The sequence below is a fragment of the Serratia sp. CY32780 genome (genome assembly GCF_052169135.1).
Lineage (GTDB): Bacteria > Pseudomonadota > Gammaproteobacteria > Enterobacterales > Enterobacteriaceae > Serratia > Serratia sarumanii.
Genome location: NZ_JBJNLI010000002.1, coordinates 221,806 through 240,439 on the forward strand (window position 1 = coordinate 221,806; position 18,634 = coordinate 240,439).

The 18,634-nt window shown below is 61.2% G+C and carries 18 protein-coding genes; 1 reads left to right on the forward strand and 17 read right to left on the reverse strand.

Features of this window, described 5'->3' with window-relative positions; genetic code table 11:
- Positions 1 to 11 precede the first annotated feature (11 nt).
- The 4 genes from ACJ8HH_RS14555 to serB all read right to left on the reverse strand — a co-directional run bounded on the left by ACJ8HH_RS14555 (position 12) and on the right by serB (position 5,293).
- Positions 12 to 1,445, reverse strand: coding sequence for a glycosyltransferase family 39 protein (locus ACJ8HH_RS14555; protein WP_033649129.1), 1,434 nt, complete (start codon positions 1,443 to 1,445; stop codon positions 12 to 14).
- A 132-nt stretch (positions 1,446 to 1,577) separates the two neighbouring features.
- Entirely contained in the window at positions 1,578 to 2,852 is a 1,275-nt protein-coding gene (nadR, locus tag ACJ8HH_RS14560; protein WP_033649128.1) for a multifunctional transcriptional regulator/nicotinamide-nucleotide adenylyltransferase/ribosylnicotinamide kinase NadR, read from the reverse strand.
- A 58-nt stretch (positions 2,853 to 2,910) separates the two neighbouring features.
- Positions 2,911 to 4,296, reverse strand: a complete 1,386-nt coding sequence (radA, locus tag ACJ8HH_RS14565; protein ID WP_025159617.1) for a DNA repair protein RadA — start codon at positions 4,294 to 4,296, stop codon at positions 2,911 to 2,913.
- Between the two features lie 19 nt (positions 4,297 to 4,315).
- Positions 4,316 to 5,293, reverse strand: coding sequence for a phosphoserine phosphatase (gene serB, locus ACJ8HH_RS14570; RefSeq protein WP_016929162.1), 978 nt, complete (start codon positions 5,291 to 5,293; stop codon positions 4,316 to 4,318).
- Between the two features lie 110 nt (positions 5,294 to 5,403).
- Between serB and ACJ8HH_RS14575 the strand changes: the two genes are divergently transcribed.
- Positions 5,404 to 6,087 (forward strand): YtjB family periplasmic protein, encoded by a 684-nt coding sequence (locus ACJ8HH_RS14575; RefSeq protein WP_060422328.1) that lies wholly within the window; start codon positions 5,404 to 5,406, stop codon positions 6,085 to 6,087.
- 169 nt (positions 6,088 to 6,256) lie between these two features.
- Here ACJ8HH_RS14575 and deoD read toward each other — a convergent pair whose 3' ends face one another.
- The 13 genes from deoD to ACJ8HH_RS14640 all read right to left on the reverse strand — a co-directional run bounded on the left by deoD (position 6,257) and on the right by ACJ8HH_RS14640 (position 18,631).
- A complete protein-coding gene (gene deoD / locus ACJ8HH_RS14580; protein ID WP_004933059.1) occupies positions 6,257 to 6,988 on the reverse strand; it encodes a purine-nucleoside phosphorylase in 732 nt (243 codons plus the stop codon).
- 166 nt (positions 6,989 to 7,154) lie between these two features.
- Positions 7,155 to 8,378: a phosphopentomutase gene (gene deoB / locus ACJ8HH_RS14585; protein ID WP_060451827.1), complete on the reverse strand. Its 1,224-nt coding sequence runs from the start codon at positions 8,376 to 8,378 to the stop codon at positions 7,155 to 7,157.
- Between the two features lie 70 nt (positions 8,379 to 8,448).
- A complete protein-coding gene (deoA, locus tag ACJ8HH_RS14590) occupies positions 8,449 to 9,771 on the reverse strand; it encodes a thymidine phosphorylase (protein ID WP_019454991.1) in 1,323 nt (440 codons plus the stop codon).
- A 66-nt stretch (positions 9,772 to 9,837) separates the two neighbouring features.
- Positions 9,838 to 10,617 carry a deoxyribose-phosphate aldolase gene (gene deoC / locus ACJ8HH_RS14595; RefSeq protein WP_004933072.1) on the reverse strand — a complete coding sequence of 260 codons (780 nt, stop codon included), beginning with the start codon at positions 10,615 to 10,617 and terminating at the stop codon, positions 9,838 to 9,840.
- A 370-nt stretch (positions 10,618 to 10,987) separates the two neighbouring features.
- Complete coding sequence (locus ACJ8HH_RS14600) at positions 10,988 to 12,265, reverse strand: NupC/NupG family nucleoside CNT transporter (RefSeq protein ID WP_033637021.1); 1,278 nt, start codon at positions 12,263 to 12,265, stop codon at positions 10,988 to 10,990.
- A gap of 183 nt (positions 12,266 to 12,448) precedes the next feature.
- Positions 12,449 to 13,231 carry a TatD family hydrolase gene (locus tag ACJ8HH_RS14605; RefSeq protein WP_033649122.1) on the reverse strand — a complete coding sequence of 261 codons (783 nt, stop codon included), beginning with the start codon at positions 13,229 to 13,231 and terminating at the stop codon, positions 12,449 to 12,451.
- Entirely contained in the window at positions 13,228 to 14,346 is a 1,119-nt protein-coding gene (locus ACJ8HH_RS14610; RefSeq protein ID WP_033649121.1) for a patatin-like phospholipase family protein, read from the reverse strand. Before ACJ8HH_RS14610 ends, ACJ8HH_RS14605 begins: the two co-directional genes overlap by 4 nt.
- 10 nt (positions 14,347 to 14,356) lie before the next feature.
- Positions 14,357 to 14,542, reverse strand: a complete 186-nt coding sequence (locus ACJ8HH_RS14615) for a CsbD family protein (RefSeq protein WP_033649120.1) — start codon at positions 14,540 to 14,542, stop codon at positions 14,357 to 14,359.
- Between the two features lie 68 nt (positions 14,543 to 14,610).
- Positions 14,611 to 14,772 carry a DUF1328 domain-containing protein gene (locus ACJ8HH_RS14620; RefSeq protein ID WP_004857650.1) on the reverse strand — a complete coding sequence of 54 codons (162 nt, stop codon included), beginning with the start codon at positions 14,770 to 14,772 and terminating at the stop codon, positions 14,611 to 14,613.
- Between the two features lie 161 nt (positions 14,773 to 14,933).
- Complete coding sequence (gene osmY, locus ACJ8HH_RS14625; protein ID WP_033637016.1) at positions 14,934 to 15,548, reverse strand: molecular chaperone OsmY; 615 nt, start codon at positions 15,546 to 15,548, stop codon at positions 14,934 to 14,936.
- A 516-nt stretch (positions 15,549 to 16,064) separates the two neighbouring features.
- On the reverse strand, positions 16,065 to 17,654 hold the full coding sequence (prfC, locus tag ACJ8HH_RS14630; protein ID WP_004933094.1) for a peptide chain release factor 3: 1,590 nt from the start codon (positions 17,652 to 17,654) through the stop codon (positions 16,065 to 16,067).
- Positions 17,655 to 17,805: 151 nt separating this feature from the next.
- On the reverse strand, positions 17,806 to 18,249 hold the full coding sequence (gene rimI, locus ACJ8HH_RS14635; RefSeq protein WP_033649119.1) for a ribosomal protein S18-alanine N-acetyltransferase: 444 nt from the start codon (positions 18,247 to 18,249) through the stop codon (positions 17,806 to 17,808).
- Positions 18,194 to 18,631 carry a DNA polymerase III subunit psi gene (locus ACJ8HH_RS14640; RefSeq protein ID WP_033637012.1) on the reverse strand — a complete coding sequence of 146 codons (438 nt, stop codon included), beginning with the start codon at positions 18,629 to 18,631 and terminating at the stop codon, positions 18,194 to 18,196. The genes rimI and ACJ8HH_RS14640 overlap by 56 nt, the downstream gene beginning before the upstream one ends.
- Positions 18,632 to 18,634 lie beyond the last annotated feature (3 nt).

The window sequence follows — 18,634 nt, forward strand, 5'->3', positions numbered from 1 at the left end:
TTGCGCCGCCGTTACTGCGGACGAACGAAGCCGACGCACAGCGCTTGCTCGTCGGCATGCGGATCGGCGCGGAACGTCAGCGTCTGCTGCCAATCGAGGCGCATCTTCGGCCAGTGGGCCAGCTCGCCGCCGAAGTCGCTGTGCGCGCAGTCTTCACCCAACCGCCCGAACAGAGCGACGCCGTGCTGCGCAATCTGCGGATAGCTGATGTTGACGTTGTAGATATTCGGGCGCGTATGATTGGACCAGCGCGTAATGGTCTGCGGCCGGGAGCCGGCGTACACCGTCATCCACTGCGACAGGTATTCGCCGCCGACGTAGCGCAGGCTGACGCCATACCGCTCCTGCCACAGCCGCTCCACTCCGACGCTGAACGCCTTGATACCCACCATTTTCTGGCCGGCGTTGCGCACGTTGCCCAGCATCACCGCGGCATACCCCAGATAGACCGCCAGCGCCGCGCACATCAGCCCGATGGTCGCCGCGCGCAGCGAACGCACCGGCGGCTGGCGCACGCAGCCGACCAGCAGCGCGGGCGCCAGCATGAAGAACGGCTGCAGCCACTCGGTCAGCCGGCCGCCGACGTTGAAAGAGAACCAGAAGGTAATGATGCCGAGCGGCAACAGGTAGACCCACAGCAACACCCGCATCGGCAACGCCGCTGGCCAGGCCAGCACCGCCCCGCTGCGCCGCAGGATCACCCACAGCGCCAGCGACGGATAGAACACCAGCAGCAGCGACTGCAGCATATCGAGGTTGAGCTGCATCTTGATCTGCGAATCCACCCACTTGAAGGCGGCGAAGTCATGGTTCCACAGCCAGAACAGGTTCGGCAGCACCAGCGCCAACCAGATCGCCACCGCCAGATAGAACTGCGGCTGGCGATAGCAGCGGCGGATCTGCGGTACGAACAGCGTCGACAGCGCCGCGAAATAGACGAAGGCGAAGGTCGAGTATTTCGCCATCATCGCCAGACCGGCCACCAATGCGAAAGCCGGCCACCAGTTGGCCGAACGCGAGATCGCCAGGTGGAAGAACAGCGCCATCCACGGCCACAGCATCACCAACAGGTAATTGTCGTTGTAGGGAATGATGTCGAAATTGATGATGCCGGACAGGTTGAGCGTCAGCAGCGCCATCCAGGCCAGCGAGGTGCTGCCGCTCAGGCGGCGCGCCAATAGCCAGACGCCCAACATGCCGATGGCGATGGCGATGAAGTGCCCGCCATACCAGTACAGGTTCAGCGGCAGCCACGGGAGCCAGATCGCCGGCTGCATCGCCGCACCGACCAGCCAAGGATTTTTCGGTGAGCCCCACTCGGCGTTGAGGCCCCAGTTGAGCGCCTCGACGGCGTCGTAAGGCAGAGTGGGATCGAGATGAACGGTCAGCAGCGTCCAGGCTGCGGCATAGCAGATCAACCAGAGAACGAGTAAGCGATAAGACATGTCTTCTTCTGAGCGTTATTGTAAAGAAAATCTTAACCTAGTCGCTACCGAATGAACCATGTTTAAACAAGCCGTTAAATGTGCGCCACAAAGGCGTTTCTGCCGCCGCGACCGCACATTCCGCTAATTTTCTCAGCCTGCGGCGTGGCAATGGGCGGGCGCATTCGCCAACCGGCCAGCGTCCGCCGCCAGCAGCTGCTGCACCAGCTCGACGCAGCGCAGGAAACGCTCTTCGTAATCGCTGGATTCAACGTGCACGTACTCGATGTTGTTGGCGCGCAACATCTCCTCCAGCAGGTGCTGGAACGCCAGGCGATCGGCGGCGCTGCCAAGGCTGCGCAGGCCGTCCGCCACCCACGGCGTGTTGTTTTCCAACAGGATCACCAGATCGAAACGGTATTCGTCGATCAGCGCCTGCACGAAGGGGTGTTCACGCCCCTCGTACTTTTTGCAAAACGCCTGGGTGGTAACGAAATCGGTATCGATAAACGCCACCTTGTTGGCGTACTTGACCGCGAAATCCACGTATTGCGCTTGCCCGAGAGCGATTTTGTCGTAGTCGGAGTACTGCAGCGCCATCTCGTCGCCGCCCAGGTGCGAAAACACGTAATCACGGCCATATTCCCAGGCGCTGGTGGTGTTGAAGATGTTGGCCAGCTTGTTGACCAGCGTCGATTTGCCGCTCGACTCGCCGCCGAGGATCGCCACGGTGCGTACGAAAAACGGCTTCACCTCGGTAGGGATGTAGTCCCAATAGCGGAACGGATCCTGGCGGATCTGATTGCCGCTGATGTTCATGAACGAACGCTCGGGATCGACCAAGATGGTTTCGATGCCCAGATGCTCGCGGTAGCGCGGCGCATCCTGCGCTTCGCTGGAATAGATGAAGCTCGGCACGATGCCCTTCTGTTCCATAAAGGCCTTCATGCCGTCGCTCCACACGTTCCAGCCGTGCGGATAGGGTTCGATGCCCTGCTCGTCGAACGAGTGGATATGGATGTTTTTCTGGTACTTGAAGGTCTGCAGCAGCCAGCGCAGGCGATCGCTGACCGTTGGCTGTTGCGACATCGAACTGTTCTCGAACAGCTCGCGGTCGCGCGGTTCATCGTGGCACAAGATAACGTGAAGTTCGTCCACCTGGCTGCAGGCGCGCTGGATCAGATAGATGTGGCCGGTGTGCAGCGGGTAAAATTTACCAAACACCACGCCGACTTTGACCTCTTTACGCGGGAACTCCAGCCCGAGAAAACGGTGCAGCGCCTCGAGCTTTTGCGCGCTCGGGCTTTTGATTTTGTCGTTCAACAGCTGGCTCAGATAGCCCTTGGTCATGCCGCTGGCATCCGCCACCTGCTGCAAAGTACAGCCTTTTTGCTTAATGGACGTCTTCAGGTAATCAAATTGCGGCATGGCCACCTCCGTTTAGTATGCTAAACAAAATAGCATATCTTACTCGCCGTCGGCGACATTAATAAAACTCTTCCAGCACGTCGAGCGCGTCCGCCAGCTTCTTGACCCCAAACACCTGCATGTTGGCCGGCGGCTTCTTCGGCATGTTGCCGTGCGGCACGATGGCGCGCTTGAAACCGTGCTTGGCCGCTTCGGAGATGCGCTCCTGGCCGCTCGGCACCGGACGGATTTCTCCCGCCAACCCCACTTCGCCGAACACCACCAGATCGTTCGGCAGCGGCCGATCGCGCAGGCTCGACACCAGCGACATCAGCAGCGCCAGATCGGCGCTGGTCTCGCTGACCTTCACCCCGCCGACCACGTTGACGAACACGTCCTGATCCGACATCTGCAGCCCGCCGTGCCGGTGCAGCACCGCCAGCAGGATCGCCAACCGGTTCTGCTCCAGGCCCACCGCCACGCGGCGCGGGTTGGACATCATCGAGTGATCCACCAGCGCCTGGATCTCCACCAGCAGCGGCCGGGTGCCTTCCCACACCACCATCACCGAACTGCCGGAAGTGACTTCATCGCCGCGGCTGAGGAAGATCGCCGAAGGGTTGCTGACTTCGCGCAGCCCCTGTTCGGTCATGGCGAACACTCCCAGCTCGTTGACCGCGCCGAAGCGGTTCTTGTGGCTGCGCAGGGTGCGGAAGCGGGAATCGGCGTCGCCGTCCAGCAGCACCGAACAGTCGATGCAGTGTTCCAGCACTTTCGGCCCGGCCAGCGAGCCGTCTTTGGTGACGTGGCCGACCATGACGATCGCCACGCCGCGCGTCTTGGCGAAGCGCGTCAGATAGGCGGCGGTTTCCCGCACCTGCGCCACGCTGCCCGGCGAAGACTGAATGTCCGCCATGTGCATCACCTGGATCGAGTCGATCACCATCAGCTTCGGCTGCTCCTGCTCGGCGATCAGGCAGATCTGCTCGATGCTGGTTTCCGACAGCATGTTCAGGCCGCCGGTCGGCAGCCCCAGACGGTGAGCGCGCATCGCCACCTGCTGCAGCGACTCCTCGCCGGTGACGTACAGGGTTTTCATCTGTTCGGACAGTTTGCACAGCACCTGCAGCAACAGGGTGCTCTTGCCGGCGCCGGGGTTGCCGCCGATCAGAATGGCGCTGCCGGGCACCACGCCGCCGCCCAGCACGCGGTCGAACTCGAGAAAGCCGGTGGTGAAGCGCGGCAGAGCCTCAAGGCTGATTTCCGACAGCTTCTGTACCTTGCTGACGCCGGCGTCGCCGGCATAACCGCTGAGGCGATCGTTGCGCGCCGCTGCGGGCGACGCGGCCAAACGCACTTCCGTGATGGTGTTCCAGGCATGACAGGCGCTGCACTGCCCCTGCCAACGCGGATAGTCCGCCCCGCACTCATTGCACACAAATGCCCGTTTTGCCGCTTTTGCCACGTCTTACCTCAATCTTTCGTTATCGCACTTCGTGTTTCAGGCTGCCGGTGAGAATACACAGCACGCCCATCAGATCCGCATGCCGGATCGCCACCTGCGCTTTTTCATACACTTTCGGTTTGGCGTGGTAGGCGATGCCCAACCCCGCCGCCTGCATCATTTTCAAATCGTTGGCGCCGTCGCCGATGGCCACGGTCTGCGCCAGCGGGATCTCAAGCTTCTCCGCCAGCCGCAGCAGCGTGTCGGCTTTGAACTGTGCGTCCACCACCGGCCCCAGCACTTCGCCGGTCAGCTTGCCGTCGCGGATCTCCAGCTCATTGGCCGCTGCCGCCACCAGCCGCAGCCGGTTGCGCAGGTATTCGGCATAGTAGGTGAAGCCGCCGGAGGCGATCGCCACATGCCAGCCCATCGCCTGCAGCTTGCCCACCAGGCTGGTCAGCCCCGGCATCAGCGGCAGCTCGTCGCGCACCTGCTTGAGGATGTTGGCGTCGGCCCCTTTCAGCGTGCCGACGCGCTGGCGCAGGCTGGCGGTAAAGTCCAGCTCGCCGCGCATCGCGCGCTCGGTGACTTCCGCCACCTGCTCGCCGACGCCCGCCAGCTTGGCGATCTCGTCGATGCACTCGATCTCGATCGCCGTCGAATCCATGTCCATCACCAGCAGCCCCGGCGTGCGCAGGTGTGGGATCTTGCCGAGCGGCGCCACGTCCAGCCCGCTCTCCGCCGCCAACAGCTTGGCGCGCGGCGTCAACGTGCCCGCCAACCGCACCACCTGATAGTCGTCCACGCCCCAGGCGGTGACGATCACCATCGCCGCGCCGAGCTTACGTTGGAATTGCGTAATGCGCGCCTTGTCCAGCTTTCTGCCGTATAACAGCCACCCGGTATTGCCCGCCCGGTAGTCCAGCGGCATCACTTCGTCGCCGCTGAGCGAAAGGGGAAGACCCGGCCATTGAGAGATCTCCGCCGGAAGATCGCAATAGGTCAGACTGTTTGACATCATTGACTCCTGAATGGACAAAAACGCTGCATGATAAAACGACGCATCAAGCTATCCTATCGCCAGCGGTTCTGGCAACATAAAGTGTCCCCGATGCCCAAGGAACCTGCATGGCTCGCGCTAAACTGAAATTTCGCCTGCACCGCACCGCTATTATCCTGATTTGCCTGGCTTTGCTGGTGCTGCTGATGCAGGGCGCCTCTTATTTTAGCCTGAGTCACCAAATGGCGCGATCCGAGCAGGTTGAAGAACTGGCGCAGACGCTGACCAAACAGGTCGCCTACAGCCTGGCGCCGCTGCTGGACGACGACGGCAACACCCCGCGCATCGACGCCATCCTCAAGCAGCTCACCGATCACAGCCGCATTCTCGACGTCAGCGTGTATCAGCTGGACGGCACGCTGGTCTCCCACGCCGGGGAACAGATAAGTATACGCGATCGCCTGTCGCTCGACGGCAAACGCGCCGGCAGTTACTTCAACCACCAGTTGGTCGAATCCATTCAGGGCAAAGACGGCCCGATCGGCTTTATCCGCATCACCCTCGACACCCACGTGTTGGCGACCGAATCCAAGCAGGTGGACAACACCACCAACCTGCTGCGCCTGATGATCCTGCTGGCGCTGGCGATCGGCATCATTCTGGCGCGCACCCTGCTGCAACACCGCCGCAGCCGCTGGCAGCAGTCGCCGTATCTGTTGACCGCCAACACGCCGTTGGCAGAAGGCAATACGGTGGAAGACGACGAAGAGGATGCGCCGGAGAAAAAACAGGAAGCGCCGAAGCAGGGGTAACTCAGGCCAGGCGCTGAATGCGCTCGTGCCGTTTTTTTGTCCTTTCGGTGAATAGATTGTCCGTAACAACGGGATCCACAACCAATTGAAAGGTAAAGCGTTAGCCAAAACTGGCCAAGCGGAATGAATAGATTGACGGGCGGGCGCCATGATGACGCCCGCCGGGGTATTACGCTTTGTCGCCCAACAGCACGGATTCCAGCGCGATAACGATCATTTCGTTAAAGGTGGTCTGGCGTTCCGCCGCCGTGGTCGCTTCGTGACGCAGGATGTGGTCGGACACGGTGCAGATGGTCAGCGCCTTGCAGCCGAACTCTTCGTACAGCTCCGCCGCCACGCCGTAGATGCCGGCCGCTTCCATTTCCACGCCCAGGATGCCGTACTTCTTCATCACCTGGAACATGTCCGGATCCGGCGTGTAGAACAGATCGGCGGAGAAGATGTTGCCCACGCGCGCCGGGATGCCCTGCGCCGCCGCCGCGTCGACCGCGTTGCGCACCATGTCGAAATCGGCGATCGCCGCGTAGTCGTTGTCCTTGAAGCGCAGACGGTTCACCTTGGAATCGGTGCACGCGCCCATGCCGATCACCACGTCACGCAGTTTGATATCGTCACGCACCGCGCCGCAGGATCCCACGCGAATGATCTTCTTCACGCCGAATTCGGCGATCAGCTCGCGCGCATAGATGGAGCAGGACGGGATGCCCATGCCGTGGCCCATTACGGAGATGCGGCGGCCTTTGTAGGTGCCGGTGAAGCCCAACATGCCGCGCACGTTGTTCACTTCCACCGCGCCTTCCAGGAAGGTTTCGGCGATGTATTTTGCACGCAGCGGATCGCCCGGCATCAGTACTACGTCAGCGAAATCACCCATCTCAGCATTAATGTGCGGCGTAGCCATAATTTTCTTCCTTTAGAAATCTTATTTAATAAAAACGTCAAACATCTGAGCCTTGAATGTCGAGTTGCAGCCAGGCAGCTAGCGGGTGAATCCCCAGGAGCTTACTTGAGTAAGTGACTGGGGTTCACGCGTGAAGCTAACAACGCTGCGGCTTGAAAAACAGGGCTTAGAACATGCTCTTACCGTAATCCATCGGCGACAGGCCAAAATAATTGGCGACGGTCTGGCCGATGTCGGCAAAGGTCTCGCGGTGGCCCAGCGAGCCCGGCTTCACTTTCGGGCCGTAAACCAGCACCGGGATGTGTTCGCGGGTGTGGTCGGTGCCCGGCCAGGTCGGGTCGCAGCCGTGGTCGGCGGTGAAGATGATGATGTCTTCGTCTTTCACCAGCTTCAGCAGCTCCGGCAGGCGGCGGTCGAACAGCTCCAGCGCGGCAGCGTAGCCCGCCACGTCGCGGCGGTGGCCATAGGAGGAGTCAAAGTCCACGAAGTTGGTGAACACGATGGTGTTGTCGCCGGCCTTTTCCATTTCGATCAGGGTCGCGTCGAACAGCGCGTCAATGCCGGTCGCCTTCACCTTCTTGGTGATGCCGACGTTGGCGTAGATGTCGGCGATTTTACCGATCGACACCACTTCACCGCCTTTCTCGTCCACCAGCTTTTTCAGCACGGTCGGCGCCGGCGGCTCTACCGCCAGATCGTGACGGTTGCCGGTGCGCTGGAAGTGGCCCGGCTTGTCGCCGACGAACGGACGCGCGATCACGCGGCCGATGTTGTAGCCGCCTTCGGTCAGCTCTTCACGCGCAATTTCGCACAGCTCATACAGGCGATCCAGGCCGAAGGTTTCTTCATGGCAGGCGATCTGGAACACCGAGTCGGCGGAGGTGTAGAAAATCGGCTTGCCGGTTTTCATGTGCTCTTCGCCCAGCTGATCGAGGATCACGGTGCCGGACGAGTGACAGTTGCCCAGGTAACCCGGCAGCTTGGCGCGCTCGACCAGCTTGTCCAGCAGTGCCTGCGGGAAGCTGTTGTGCTCGTCCTTGAAGTAGCCCCAGTCGAACAGCACCGGCACACCGGCGATTTCCCAGTGGCCCGACGGCGTGTCTTTACCGGAAGAGAGCTCGCTGGCGTAAGCGTAAGCGCCGATGATGTCGGCGTTGCGGTCCAGCCCCTGCGGGAAGTTGCCGGTGGACTCTTCAGCCGCTTTACCGAGGCCCAGACGGCTCAGGTTAGGCAGCGTCAGCGGCCCTTGGCGGCCCACGTTGGCCTCACCGCGCGCGCAAACCTCGGCGATGTGGCCCAGGGTGTCGGAACCCTGGTCGCCAAAACGTTCGGCGTCTTCGCTAGCGCCGATGCCGAAGGAGTCCAATACCATAATAAATGTGCGTTTCATCTGTGCTCTCCTGCGTGTTCTCACGCTTTGGACGGCCGCGAAAAAGCCGCGGCCGTTCCTGATTCTTGGGTTATTCCGTGATGCGCTTATACACCACCGGCGTCGCTTCCGGCGCCTTGTCGCTCAGCGTCATTGCGCTGCGCACCGCATCGGCCGCCTGCTGCCAGCTCTCTTCATCGTTGGCGTGGATCATCGCCAACGGCTGCTGGGCATCCACTTTATCACCCAGGCGCGCCACTTCGGTCAGACCAACGCTGTAGTCGATGGCGTCGCTCGCCCGGCGACGGCCGCCGCCCAGCGAAACCACCGCCATGCCCAGCGCGCGGGTATCCATGGCGCTGATGATGCCCGGCTTTTCAGCATACACCGGCTTGCTCAGCGTTGCCGCCGGCAGATAGCTATCGTAGCGTTCGACGAAGTCTATCGGCCCCTGCTGCGCCGCCACCATGCGGCCAAACACCTCCGCCGCCTTGCCGTTGTCCAGCACCGCCTGCAGTTTGGCGCGCGCGTCGGCCTCGTCTTGCGCCAGGCCGCCGGACAACAGCATTTCCACGCACAGCGCCAGCGTCACTTCCAGCAGGCGCGGGTTGCGGTATTCGCCGGTCAGGAAGCGCACCGCTTCGCGCACTTCCACCGCGTTGCCGGCGCTGGAGGCCAGCACCTGGTTCATGTCGGTCAGCAGCGCGGTGGTCTTGCAGCCCGCGCCGTTGGCCACGCCGACGATCGCCTGCGCCAAATCTTGCGACAGCGCATAGGTCGGCATAAAGGCGCCGGAGCCGACCTTCACGTCCATCACCAGCGCATCCAGCCCTTCCGCCAGCTTCTTGGCCAGAATAGAGGCGGTGATCAGCGGGATCGAATCCACGGTAGCGGTAATGTCGCGGGTGGCGTAGAAACGTTTGTCCGCCGGCGCCAGCGAGCTGGTCTGGCCGATGATCGCCACGCCGACGTCCTGAATGATTTTGCGGAAGGCGTTATCGTCCGGGAAAATATTGAAGCCCGGAATGGCTTCCAGCTTGTCCAGCGTGCCGCCGGTATGCCCCAGGCCGCGGCCGGAGATCATCGGCACATAGCCGCCGCAGGCCGCCACCATCGGGCCAAGCATCAGCGAGGTCACGTCGCCCACGCCGCCGGTCGAATGCTTGTCGACGATCGGGCCGTTCAGCGCCAGACTCTTCCAATCCAGCACGGTGCCGGAATCGCGCATCGCCATGGTAAGCGCCACGCGCTCCGGCATGCTCATGTCATGGAAATAAATGGTCATCGCCAGCGCGGCGATCTGCCCTTCCGACACCACGTTGTCGCGAATGCCGTTGATGAAAAAGCGGATTTCCGCTTCGCTTAACGGCTGGCCGTCGCGTTTTTTACGAATAATTTCTTGAGCCAGGAACAAGGCATCCCCCTGTGTCGCCGAGAGTCGGTGCAGACGGGCGCGCCTGGCGCCCGCCAACGAAATCGATCAGTAGCCGCCGCCGGCGGTCTGGGTCTGGTGGCCCAGCGCGGTCAGCAAGCTGGCCAGCAGGCTGGAAGCGCCAAAGCGGAAATGCCGCGCATCGGCCCAGCCTTCGCCCAGAATACGATCGGCAAGTTGCAGATAATGCAGCGCATCCTCTGCGGTGCGCACGCCGCCGGCCGGCTTGAAGCCCACCGTCTTCGCCACGCCCAGATCGCGGATCACCGACATCATCAGCTCGGCGCTTTCCAGCGTGGCGTTGACCGGCACCTTGCCGGTGGAGGTCTTGATAAAGTCCGCCCCGGCCTTGATGGCGATTTCGGACGCCTTGCGGATCAGGTCGGCCTGCTTCAGCTCACCGGTTTCGATGATCACTTTCAGCAGCACGTTGGCCGCCTGACAAGCCTGCTTGCACTGTTTCACCAGCTCGAAGCCGACCTGTTCGTTGCCGGCGATCAGCGCGCGGTAAGGGAACACCACGTCCACTTCATCCGCGCCATAGGCGATGGCCGCGCGGGTTTCCGCCAGCGCGATGTCGATATCGTCGTTGCCATGCGGGAAGTTGGTCACGGTGGCGATACGGATATCCGGCGTGCCTTGCTCACGCAGCGCCTTGCGCGCTACCGGGATAAAACGCGGGTAGATGCAGATGGCCGCCGTGTGGCCGGCCGGGCTGTTGGCCTGACGACAGAGGGCGATTACTTTCTCGTCGGTGTCATCATCATTCAGCGTGGTTAAATCCATCAGGTTCAGCGCACGTTGCGCTGCTGCGGTTAATTCGGTCATAAAACTCTCCAACTGAGTACCTGGGTGTTGGCGAGCGGACTTGGTTCCATGAAGATAGCGCAGGGGAACGGCGTTCCCTCGGCGGCAACTGAGATCCTTCTCACCGCACATGGCCACCCGCCTTGCGGCCGGCCAGTAATAGCTATTTGAACACGAATGCCAAGGGCGATTCGCGTTCATCGTCACACTATATGAAATAGCACTGTAACAGACCGGAATTATATGTGAAGAGCATCACAAAATAACGCGATATCGTTCACAAATTCGCTAAAGAAGCGGCTGAAGATCGCGGGTGCGGCAAGCACCCGCGTTGCTTAGAGTATAGGCGGAGTCCCGCGATCGGTCGCGCCGTCGCGGGCTCCGGGATGGCTTACAGCGCCAGGAAGAAACCGGCGATGGTGGCGCTCATCAGGTTGGACAGCGTGCCCGCCGCCACGGCCTTCAGACCGAAACGCGCGATGTCGTGGCGACGGTTGGGCGCCATGCTGCCCAGACCGCCCAGCAGGATCGCCACCGAGGAGAGGTTGGCGAAGCCGCACAGCGCGAAGGAGATGATCGCCTTGGTATGGGCCGACAGCACCTGCAGGCCTTCCGCCGCCACCACGTCGTCCGGACGCAGATAGGCGCCGAAGTTCATGTAGGCGACGAACTCGTTGACGATGATCTTCTGGCCGATAAACGAACCGGCGGTCATCGCCTCGCTCCACGGCACGCCGATCAGGAAGGCGATCGGCGAGAACACCCAGCCGAGGATCAGTTCAAGCGACAGCTGCGGATAATCGAACCAGCCGCCGATACCGCCGAGAATGCCGTTAAGCAAGGCGATCAACGCGATAAACGCCAGCAACATCGCACCGACGTTCAGCGCCAACTGCATGCCGGAGGCCGCGCCGGAAGCCGCCGCGTCGATCACGTTGGCCGGACGATCCTCTTCGGCGATCAGCTTCATCGCATCGTCTTTATCGTGGGTCTGCTCGGTTTCCGGCACCATCAGCTTGGCGAACAGCAGCCCGCCCGGCGCGGCCATGAAGGACGCGGCGATCAGGTATTCCAGCGGCACGCCCATCTGCGCGTACCCTGCCAGCACCGAACCGGCCACCGAGGCCAGGCCGCCGCACATCACCGCGAACAGTTCTGATTGGCTCATGGTGGCGATATACGGACGCACCACCAGCGGCGCTTCGGTCTGACCAACGAAAATGTTGGCGGTCGCCGACAGCGATTCGGTGCGCGAGGTGCCCAACAGCTTTTGCAGCCCGCCGCCCAGCACGCGGATCACCAACTGCATGATGCCGAGGTAGTACAGCACCGCAATCAGCGAGGAGAAGAACACGATCACCGGCAGGACGCGCAGCGCGAACACGAAGCCGCCGCCGCCGAACACCTCGAACATCTTGTCGGACACCAGCCCGCCGAAAATGAACGAAATGCCCTGATTGCCGTAGGCGATAACGTTTGCCACGCCGTTCGACATACTGCCGAGGATGCTGCGGCCCAGCGGCACATACAGCACCAGCGCGCCGATGCCGACCTGAATGATGAACGCCCACGCGACGGTGCGCAGTTTGATGGCCCGGCGGTTGCTGGAGAGCAGCACCGCAATGGCGATCAGCACCGCCATGCCGACTAGGCTCATGATGAGTTGCATGCAAAGTTTCCCTGTTGCAAAAAATAAAATACATCCCTGCTCATAAAGAGAGGTCTGCTATTGGAGAGTTTCGGGGGGATTATACTGAGCGAGGTCACTCTCGCACCGATTTATGTCACAAATGCATACAACGAGACGCAAATGAAAATCTTATAACGTGACGCAGGTCACGTTATCACCTCATCAATCCGGCATGGCAAACAGCGCCTGAGCATTGCGCTGCAGATGGGCGGCGATCTCGTCGGCCGGTTCCGGCCGCAGCTCGCACAGCGTTTGAAACACCTCGGCGGCGCGTTCGGGGCGATTCGGCTGCCCCTGATAGCCCGCCAGCGGCATGTCCGGCGCATCGGTCTCCAGCAACAGCGCCTCGAGCGGCAGCTGCGCCATCACGCCGCGCGTTTTCTGCGCCCGCTCATAGGTGATGGTGCCGCCCACGCCGATGTAATAGCCGAGGCGGATAAACGCCTGCGCCTGCGACAGGCTGCCGGCGAAGCCATGCACCACGCCGCGGCGCGGCAGCTGCACGCGCCGCAGGGCCGCAGCCAGCTGATCGTGGGTGCGGCGCGAATGGAGGATCACCGGCAGGTCATGCTGTTTCGCCAGCCGCAGCTGGGCCAGCAGCACGCTTTGCTGGCGCTCGAACTGCGGGTTGTCCATATACAGATCGAGCCCGACCTCCCCCACCGCTACCAGCTTGCGCGGCCGTTCAGCCAGCAGCGCCGCCAGTTGCTCCAACTGCGGCTCATGATGCTGCGCGATATACAGCGGATGCAGCCCCAGCGCGGCGAACAGCGGCGCGTGATCCTGCGCCAGCCGCAGCACCCGCGCGAAGCGATCGGCGGTGACCGTCGGGACGATGATGCGCGTGACGCCGGCGCTTGCCGCTCGCACCAGGCTCTCGCCCTCATGCCCGGTAAAGGGCGGGAAATCGAAATGACAGTGGGTGTCGGTAAAGGCATAGCTCACAGCGCGCCCCCTTCACCCGGCGGCAGATCGCCCGGCAGAATGATCTTCGGCGCCACCACCGCGGCCTCCGGCTGCGCGCCAAGATCGGACGGCATGACGATGTCGGTCACGATCGGCGAAGGCATTCTGACGTTCTCCGGCTGGATCAGGCGGCGCGACAGCGCTTTTTTCACCTTCATGCCGTCCGGCTCCGGCTGCGCCATCCACTGGCCGACGGTGGCCAGGAAATAGCGGCCGCAGCGGCGCCCCAGGTGATAATCCTGATTGAGCGACCCCAGTCGGCTGCCCAGTGCATTGCTGGCCAGCGGCTTCGGCGGGAAGATCTCGAAGATGCGCAGCTTGCCCGGCGGCTTCTCGATAAAGCGCTGGATGCGGTGATAGCTTTGCTCGTGATGCTGCAGGATGCGCACCATCTGCTGCAGGCTGCTGTCGCTCAGCCAGTGTTCCATGCGCTTCATCCACTGCGGGGTGTAGTACATCTGCGAAGGCACGGTGCGGATCACCACGATGGTGTCGGCGCCGCGGCGATAGGCCTCTTCCACCGGGATCGCATCGCTGATGCCGCCGTCCTGATAGCTGATGCCGTCCAGCTCCACGCCCTGGCGATAGAAGCCGGGAATGGCGCTGGACGCCTTGATGGCCGGCAGCCAGCGCTCGCGCTGCGCCGGCAGATAGGTCGGTTCGAAATCGTCGCTGCGGCAGGCGCACAGCAGAAACTCGCGCCCGTCGGTAAAGTGCCGTTCCGCTACGTCCATCGCCAGCGGCATCTGCGCCGCCGCCGTATCAACCAGCCAATCGAGATCGATCAGATGCCCGCCGCGCACGAAGCGCAGCGGATTGAAGAATTGAGCCGAGGTGGTGTAACGGGTGATCACCCGGCGCGCGTAGCCCACCTGCCCGCAAATGTAGGCGGACAGATTCTGGGCGCCGGCCGACGTGCCGATCAGCAGGTCGAAAGGGTTAAAGCCCGCGCGCTGAAACTCGTCCAGCACGCCGGCGGTGAAAATGCCGCGCTGGCCGCCGCCTTCGCAGACCAGCGCCATCTTGCCTGGCCGAAAGGGCTTAGACGCCAGCGGTTCTATATTGCCGAGCGTGATGGGTATTCTGTATCCCAACTTGGCATCCTCAGTGAGACGTTTTCTCCGAGGATACCGCGTCTCGCTCTCTTCCGTAATCCTCTTGCAGCACGCCGGCGAGGAAATCATTACTGCCGGCCAGCCAGACACAATCGCTGCCGGACCATTCGGCCAATGCCTGCCATACCTGGCCTTTCAGCTGTTTCCAGCGCCCGACGATGATGTCGCTGTTCATGGCCGGCCCTCCCCGACGTGAGAAAAGGAATTAAGCTTTGTTACAGTTTGCAGGAAAATACCGGCCGGCTAAGGGCGCCGGCGGCCGGTGAACAGGCTGACCAGGAACAGGATAATGCCGACGACAAACACGATTTTAGCCGCCCAGGCGGCGGTGCCCGCCAGCGAACCGAACCCCAGTGCCGCAGCGATAAGCGCGATGACTAAAAAGATAATGCCCCAACGAAACATAAGCTTCTCCTTACCATTGTGAAAAAATTCGCTGCCGTCTACCGCCCCGACAACGGGACGTCGACGGCAAATCAGTTTCTTTTTTTGGTGGTACATGTCGGGCCGCCTTCACGGCCCGACCGATGCGGCTTGTTGTTACTTGTTACGGGCGCCTGGCGGGATTACGGCTTGACCACCAGGTCGTTTTTCACGCTTTTCACGCCGTCGATGGCCTTGGCGATGCTTTCCGCACGCTCAGACTGCGCCTGCGTTTTCACCTCACCGGAAAGCTGCACCACGCCATCGGTGGTTTCCACTTTCACATTGCGCGACGGCACGATGTCATCGGCCAGCAGCTTGGCTTTCAGCTCGCTGGTGGTGGCGGTGTCGCCGGCATACGATTTGATCGACTGGTTGGCTTCATCTTTCACGTGCAGCTTGTCGCTGACGGTCTTGACGCCTTCCACCTTGCCGGCGACAGCGACCGCATGCTCCGCCTGCGCCTGGCTGCCGACGAACCCGCTCAGGGTCACGGCGCCTTTTTCGGTTTTCACCGAAATGTCGGAACTTTTGATGGTTTTATCTTCCACCAACGCACTTTTAACTTTAGCCGTTATCGCGCTGTCATCCATGTAACCGTCAACTTTTTTCATGGAGCTATCGATTTTGGCACCGGCACTGTCCGCGGCGTTAGACGCCTTGTTGAGCAGACTCTCTTCGGCCAGCGCACTGCCGCTGACCAACACAGAACCCAATACAACAGCCATCAGCGAGTGTGCAAATTTGGTCTTTTTCATCGATCTCTTCCTTTTGTTGGGGGCTCACAACGCCAGAGCGCCGGAACCCTGCGGCCACCTTCACGCGGCCTTCTCGGTAAATACTTCATCATCGCTATACGATTAAGCGTTCACGACAGGAATATTGCAACGGCCGTGCCAACTCAAAAAAACCCTTAAAAATCAAAGAAAATAAATCAGACGTTGGATTTTTAGCCAAAAAACTGTCGCCTATTGACGACAGGCTAAGTCACACAAAACTGAAATATAGCTATCTCATTGATATTTAAAGACACTGACTGTCTCCTATCGGCAACACATCAGAATAACTCACCAAACAAATAGCGTATTGCAGTGATTTACTCTCAAGCAATGTGCGGACATCCCGTTAAAGATAGACCATTAGACAAAAAATGCAGGCCGAACGAACATCGCCTGGTGTCCTAGGTTCGCAAGAAAAATATGAGGGAGGTTTATTAATTAGCGCAGTGGGAATAGGAGAGGCGTGCAGGGCGCACTGGGCGCCCTGCCGATTGATCAGTGTTCGCGCGTCTTGCGGAAGGTCACATCAGGATAACGTTCCTGCGTCAGGTTGAGGTTCACCATGGTCGGCGCGATATAGGACAGGTTGTCCCCGCCGTCCAGCGCCAGGTTGATCTCGTTCTTGCGCTTGAACTCTTCGAACTTCTTCACGTCGTCGCACTCGACCCAGCGCGCGGTCGACACGTTGACCGACTCGTACAACGCTTCCACGTTGTACTCGCTCTTCAAGCGCGCTACCACCACGTCGAACTGCAGCACACCGACCGCACCGACGATCAGATCGTTGTTGGCGATCGGACGGAACACCTGCACCGCGCCCTCTTCGGACAGCTGCACCAGCCCCTTCAGCAGCTGTTTCTGCTTCAGCGGATCGCGCAGGCGAATGCGGCGGAACAGTTCCGGCGCGAAGTTCGGGATGCCGGTGAACTTCATGTCTTCACCCTGGGTGAAGGTATCGCCGATCTGAATGGTGCCGTGGTTGTGCAGGCCGATGATGTCGCCCGGATAGGCTTCTTCCACGTGCGAACGGTCGCCGGCCATAAAGGTCAGCGCGTCGGAGATCACCACGTCTTTGCCGGTGCGCACCTGGCGCAGCTTCATGCCCTTCTCGTAGCGGCCGGAAACCACGCGCATAAAGGCCACGCGGTCGCGGTGTTTCGGATCCATATTGGCCTGGATCTTGAACACGAAGCCGGTGAATTTCTCTTCCGCCGCCGTCACTTCGCGGGTGTCGGTTTTGCGCGGCATCGGCGCCGGCGCCCAGGCCACCAGGCCGTCCAGCATGTGATCCACGCCGAAGTTGCCCAATGCGGTACCGAAGAACACCGGGGTCAGCTCGCCGCTCAGGAAAGCCTCCTGATCGAACTCGTGGGAAGCGCCCTGCACCAGCTCCAGCTCATCGCGCAACTGCGCCGCCAGATCTTCACCCACCGCCGCATCCAGCTCCGGGTTGTTCAGGCCTTTGACGATGCGCACTTCCTGAATGGTGTGGCCTTTACCGGTCTGGTACAGGTAGGTTTCATCCTTGTACAGGTGGTAAACACCCTTGAACAGCTTGCCACAGCCGATCGGCCAGGTGATGGGCGAGCAGGCGATCTTCAGTTCGCGCTCGACTTCATCCATCACTTCCATCGGATCGCGGATATCGCGGTCCAGTTTGTTCATGAAGGTCAGGATCGGCGTGTCGCGCAGACGGGTAACCTCCATCAGCTTGCGGGTGCGATCCTCAACGCCCTTGGCGGCGTCGATCACCATCAGACAGCAGTCGACGGCGGTCAGAGTACGGTAAGTATCTTCGGAGAAGTCTTCGTGCCCCGGGGTATCCAGCAGGTTGACCAGGCTGTCGCGGTACGGGAACTGCATCACCGAGGTGGTGATCGAGATCCCACGCTGCTTTTCCATTTCCATCCAGTCGGATTTGGCGTGCTGGCTGGAGCCGCGGCCTTTTACCGTACCGGCGGTCTGGATCGCCTGTCCGAACAGCAGTACTTTTTCGGTAATGGTGGTTTTACCGGCATCGGGGTGCGAGATGATGGCGAAAGTTCTTCTTTTGGAGACTTCGCGGGCAAATTCACTAGGAGACATGGTTTTCAGGTTCTACGGTTAGTCCGCCCTGCGACATCATCAGAACGCGCCGATCGCGGCGCCGGGCAAAGCGGTGAATAAAAGATAACAGCCGGGCATTTTCGCCGATTTGCCAACCGGTGACAATCAATGCTTTTACCGGCCGGACGGATTACGCCAGCGGCAGCGCCATCACGATCGCGTCTTCGCGGCCGTGGGCGCTCGGGTAATAATTGCGGCGCACGGTGACCTCGTTGAAACCGAGATCTTCATACAGCGCGATCGCCGCCTGGTTGGAGGCGCGCACTTCCAGCCACAGCGTGACCACGCCGCGGCTCTCCAGCCGTTCAATCAACGCGTTGAGCAACAGGCGGCCAAAGCCACGGCGCTGGTACTGCGGATGAATGGCGATGTTGAACAGCGTGGCTTCGTCCAGCACGATCTGCGTGATGGCGAACCCCGCCATCTCCCCGTCGGCGCTCAGCTTCAGGTTAAGATAGCGATCGCCCTGATTGCTGGCGAAGGTGGTTTCCGTCCAGGGGAAAGCGTGGCTGGCTTGCTCAATGGTGAAGGCCGTGGCCAGGTCGGCCGCCGTCAGGGTAGAAATCGTGTTCATGATGACAAATCTGCTGCCAGAGGGCGCGTTTGGCCCCCGCGTCTTGGGAAAGCTCGGCCAGCGCCGGGCTGTGTAGCTGCGCACCGGCGACCGCAAGCGGTTCCGCCACGCCCAGCCGCCAACTGTTGCATGCGGTCTCTTCAGGCAGCATCGCCGCCTGTTCCGGCGTCAGGCTGTAGGTTTGCGCCGGCGTCAGCCCCAGGCTGCGCAGCACGTCGCAAAACAGCGGATCGTCCGGTGCGGGCAGCGTCTGCGCCACCACCAGCAGGCGCGCCTCGGGCGGCAGACTGACCGCCACTTCGCCCTGCAACACGCCCGGGCGGCGCAATGTCCACTGCGTAATACCCAGTTGTTGTAACAGCCAGTCGCGTTTTGATGCCATGCC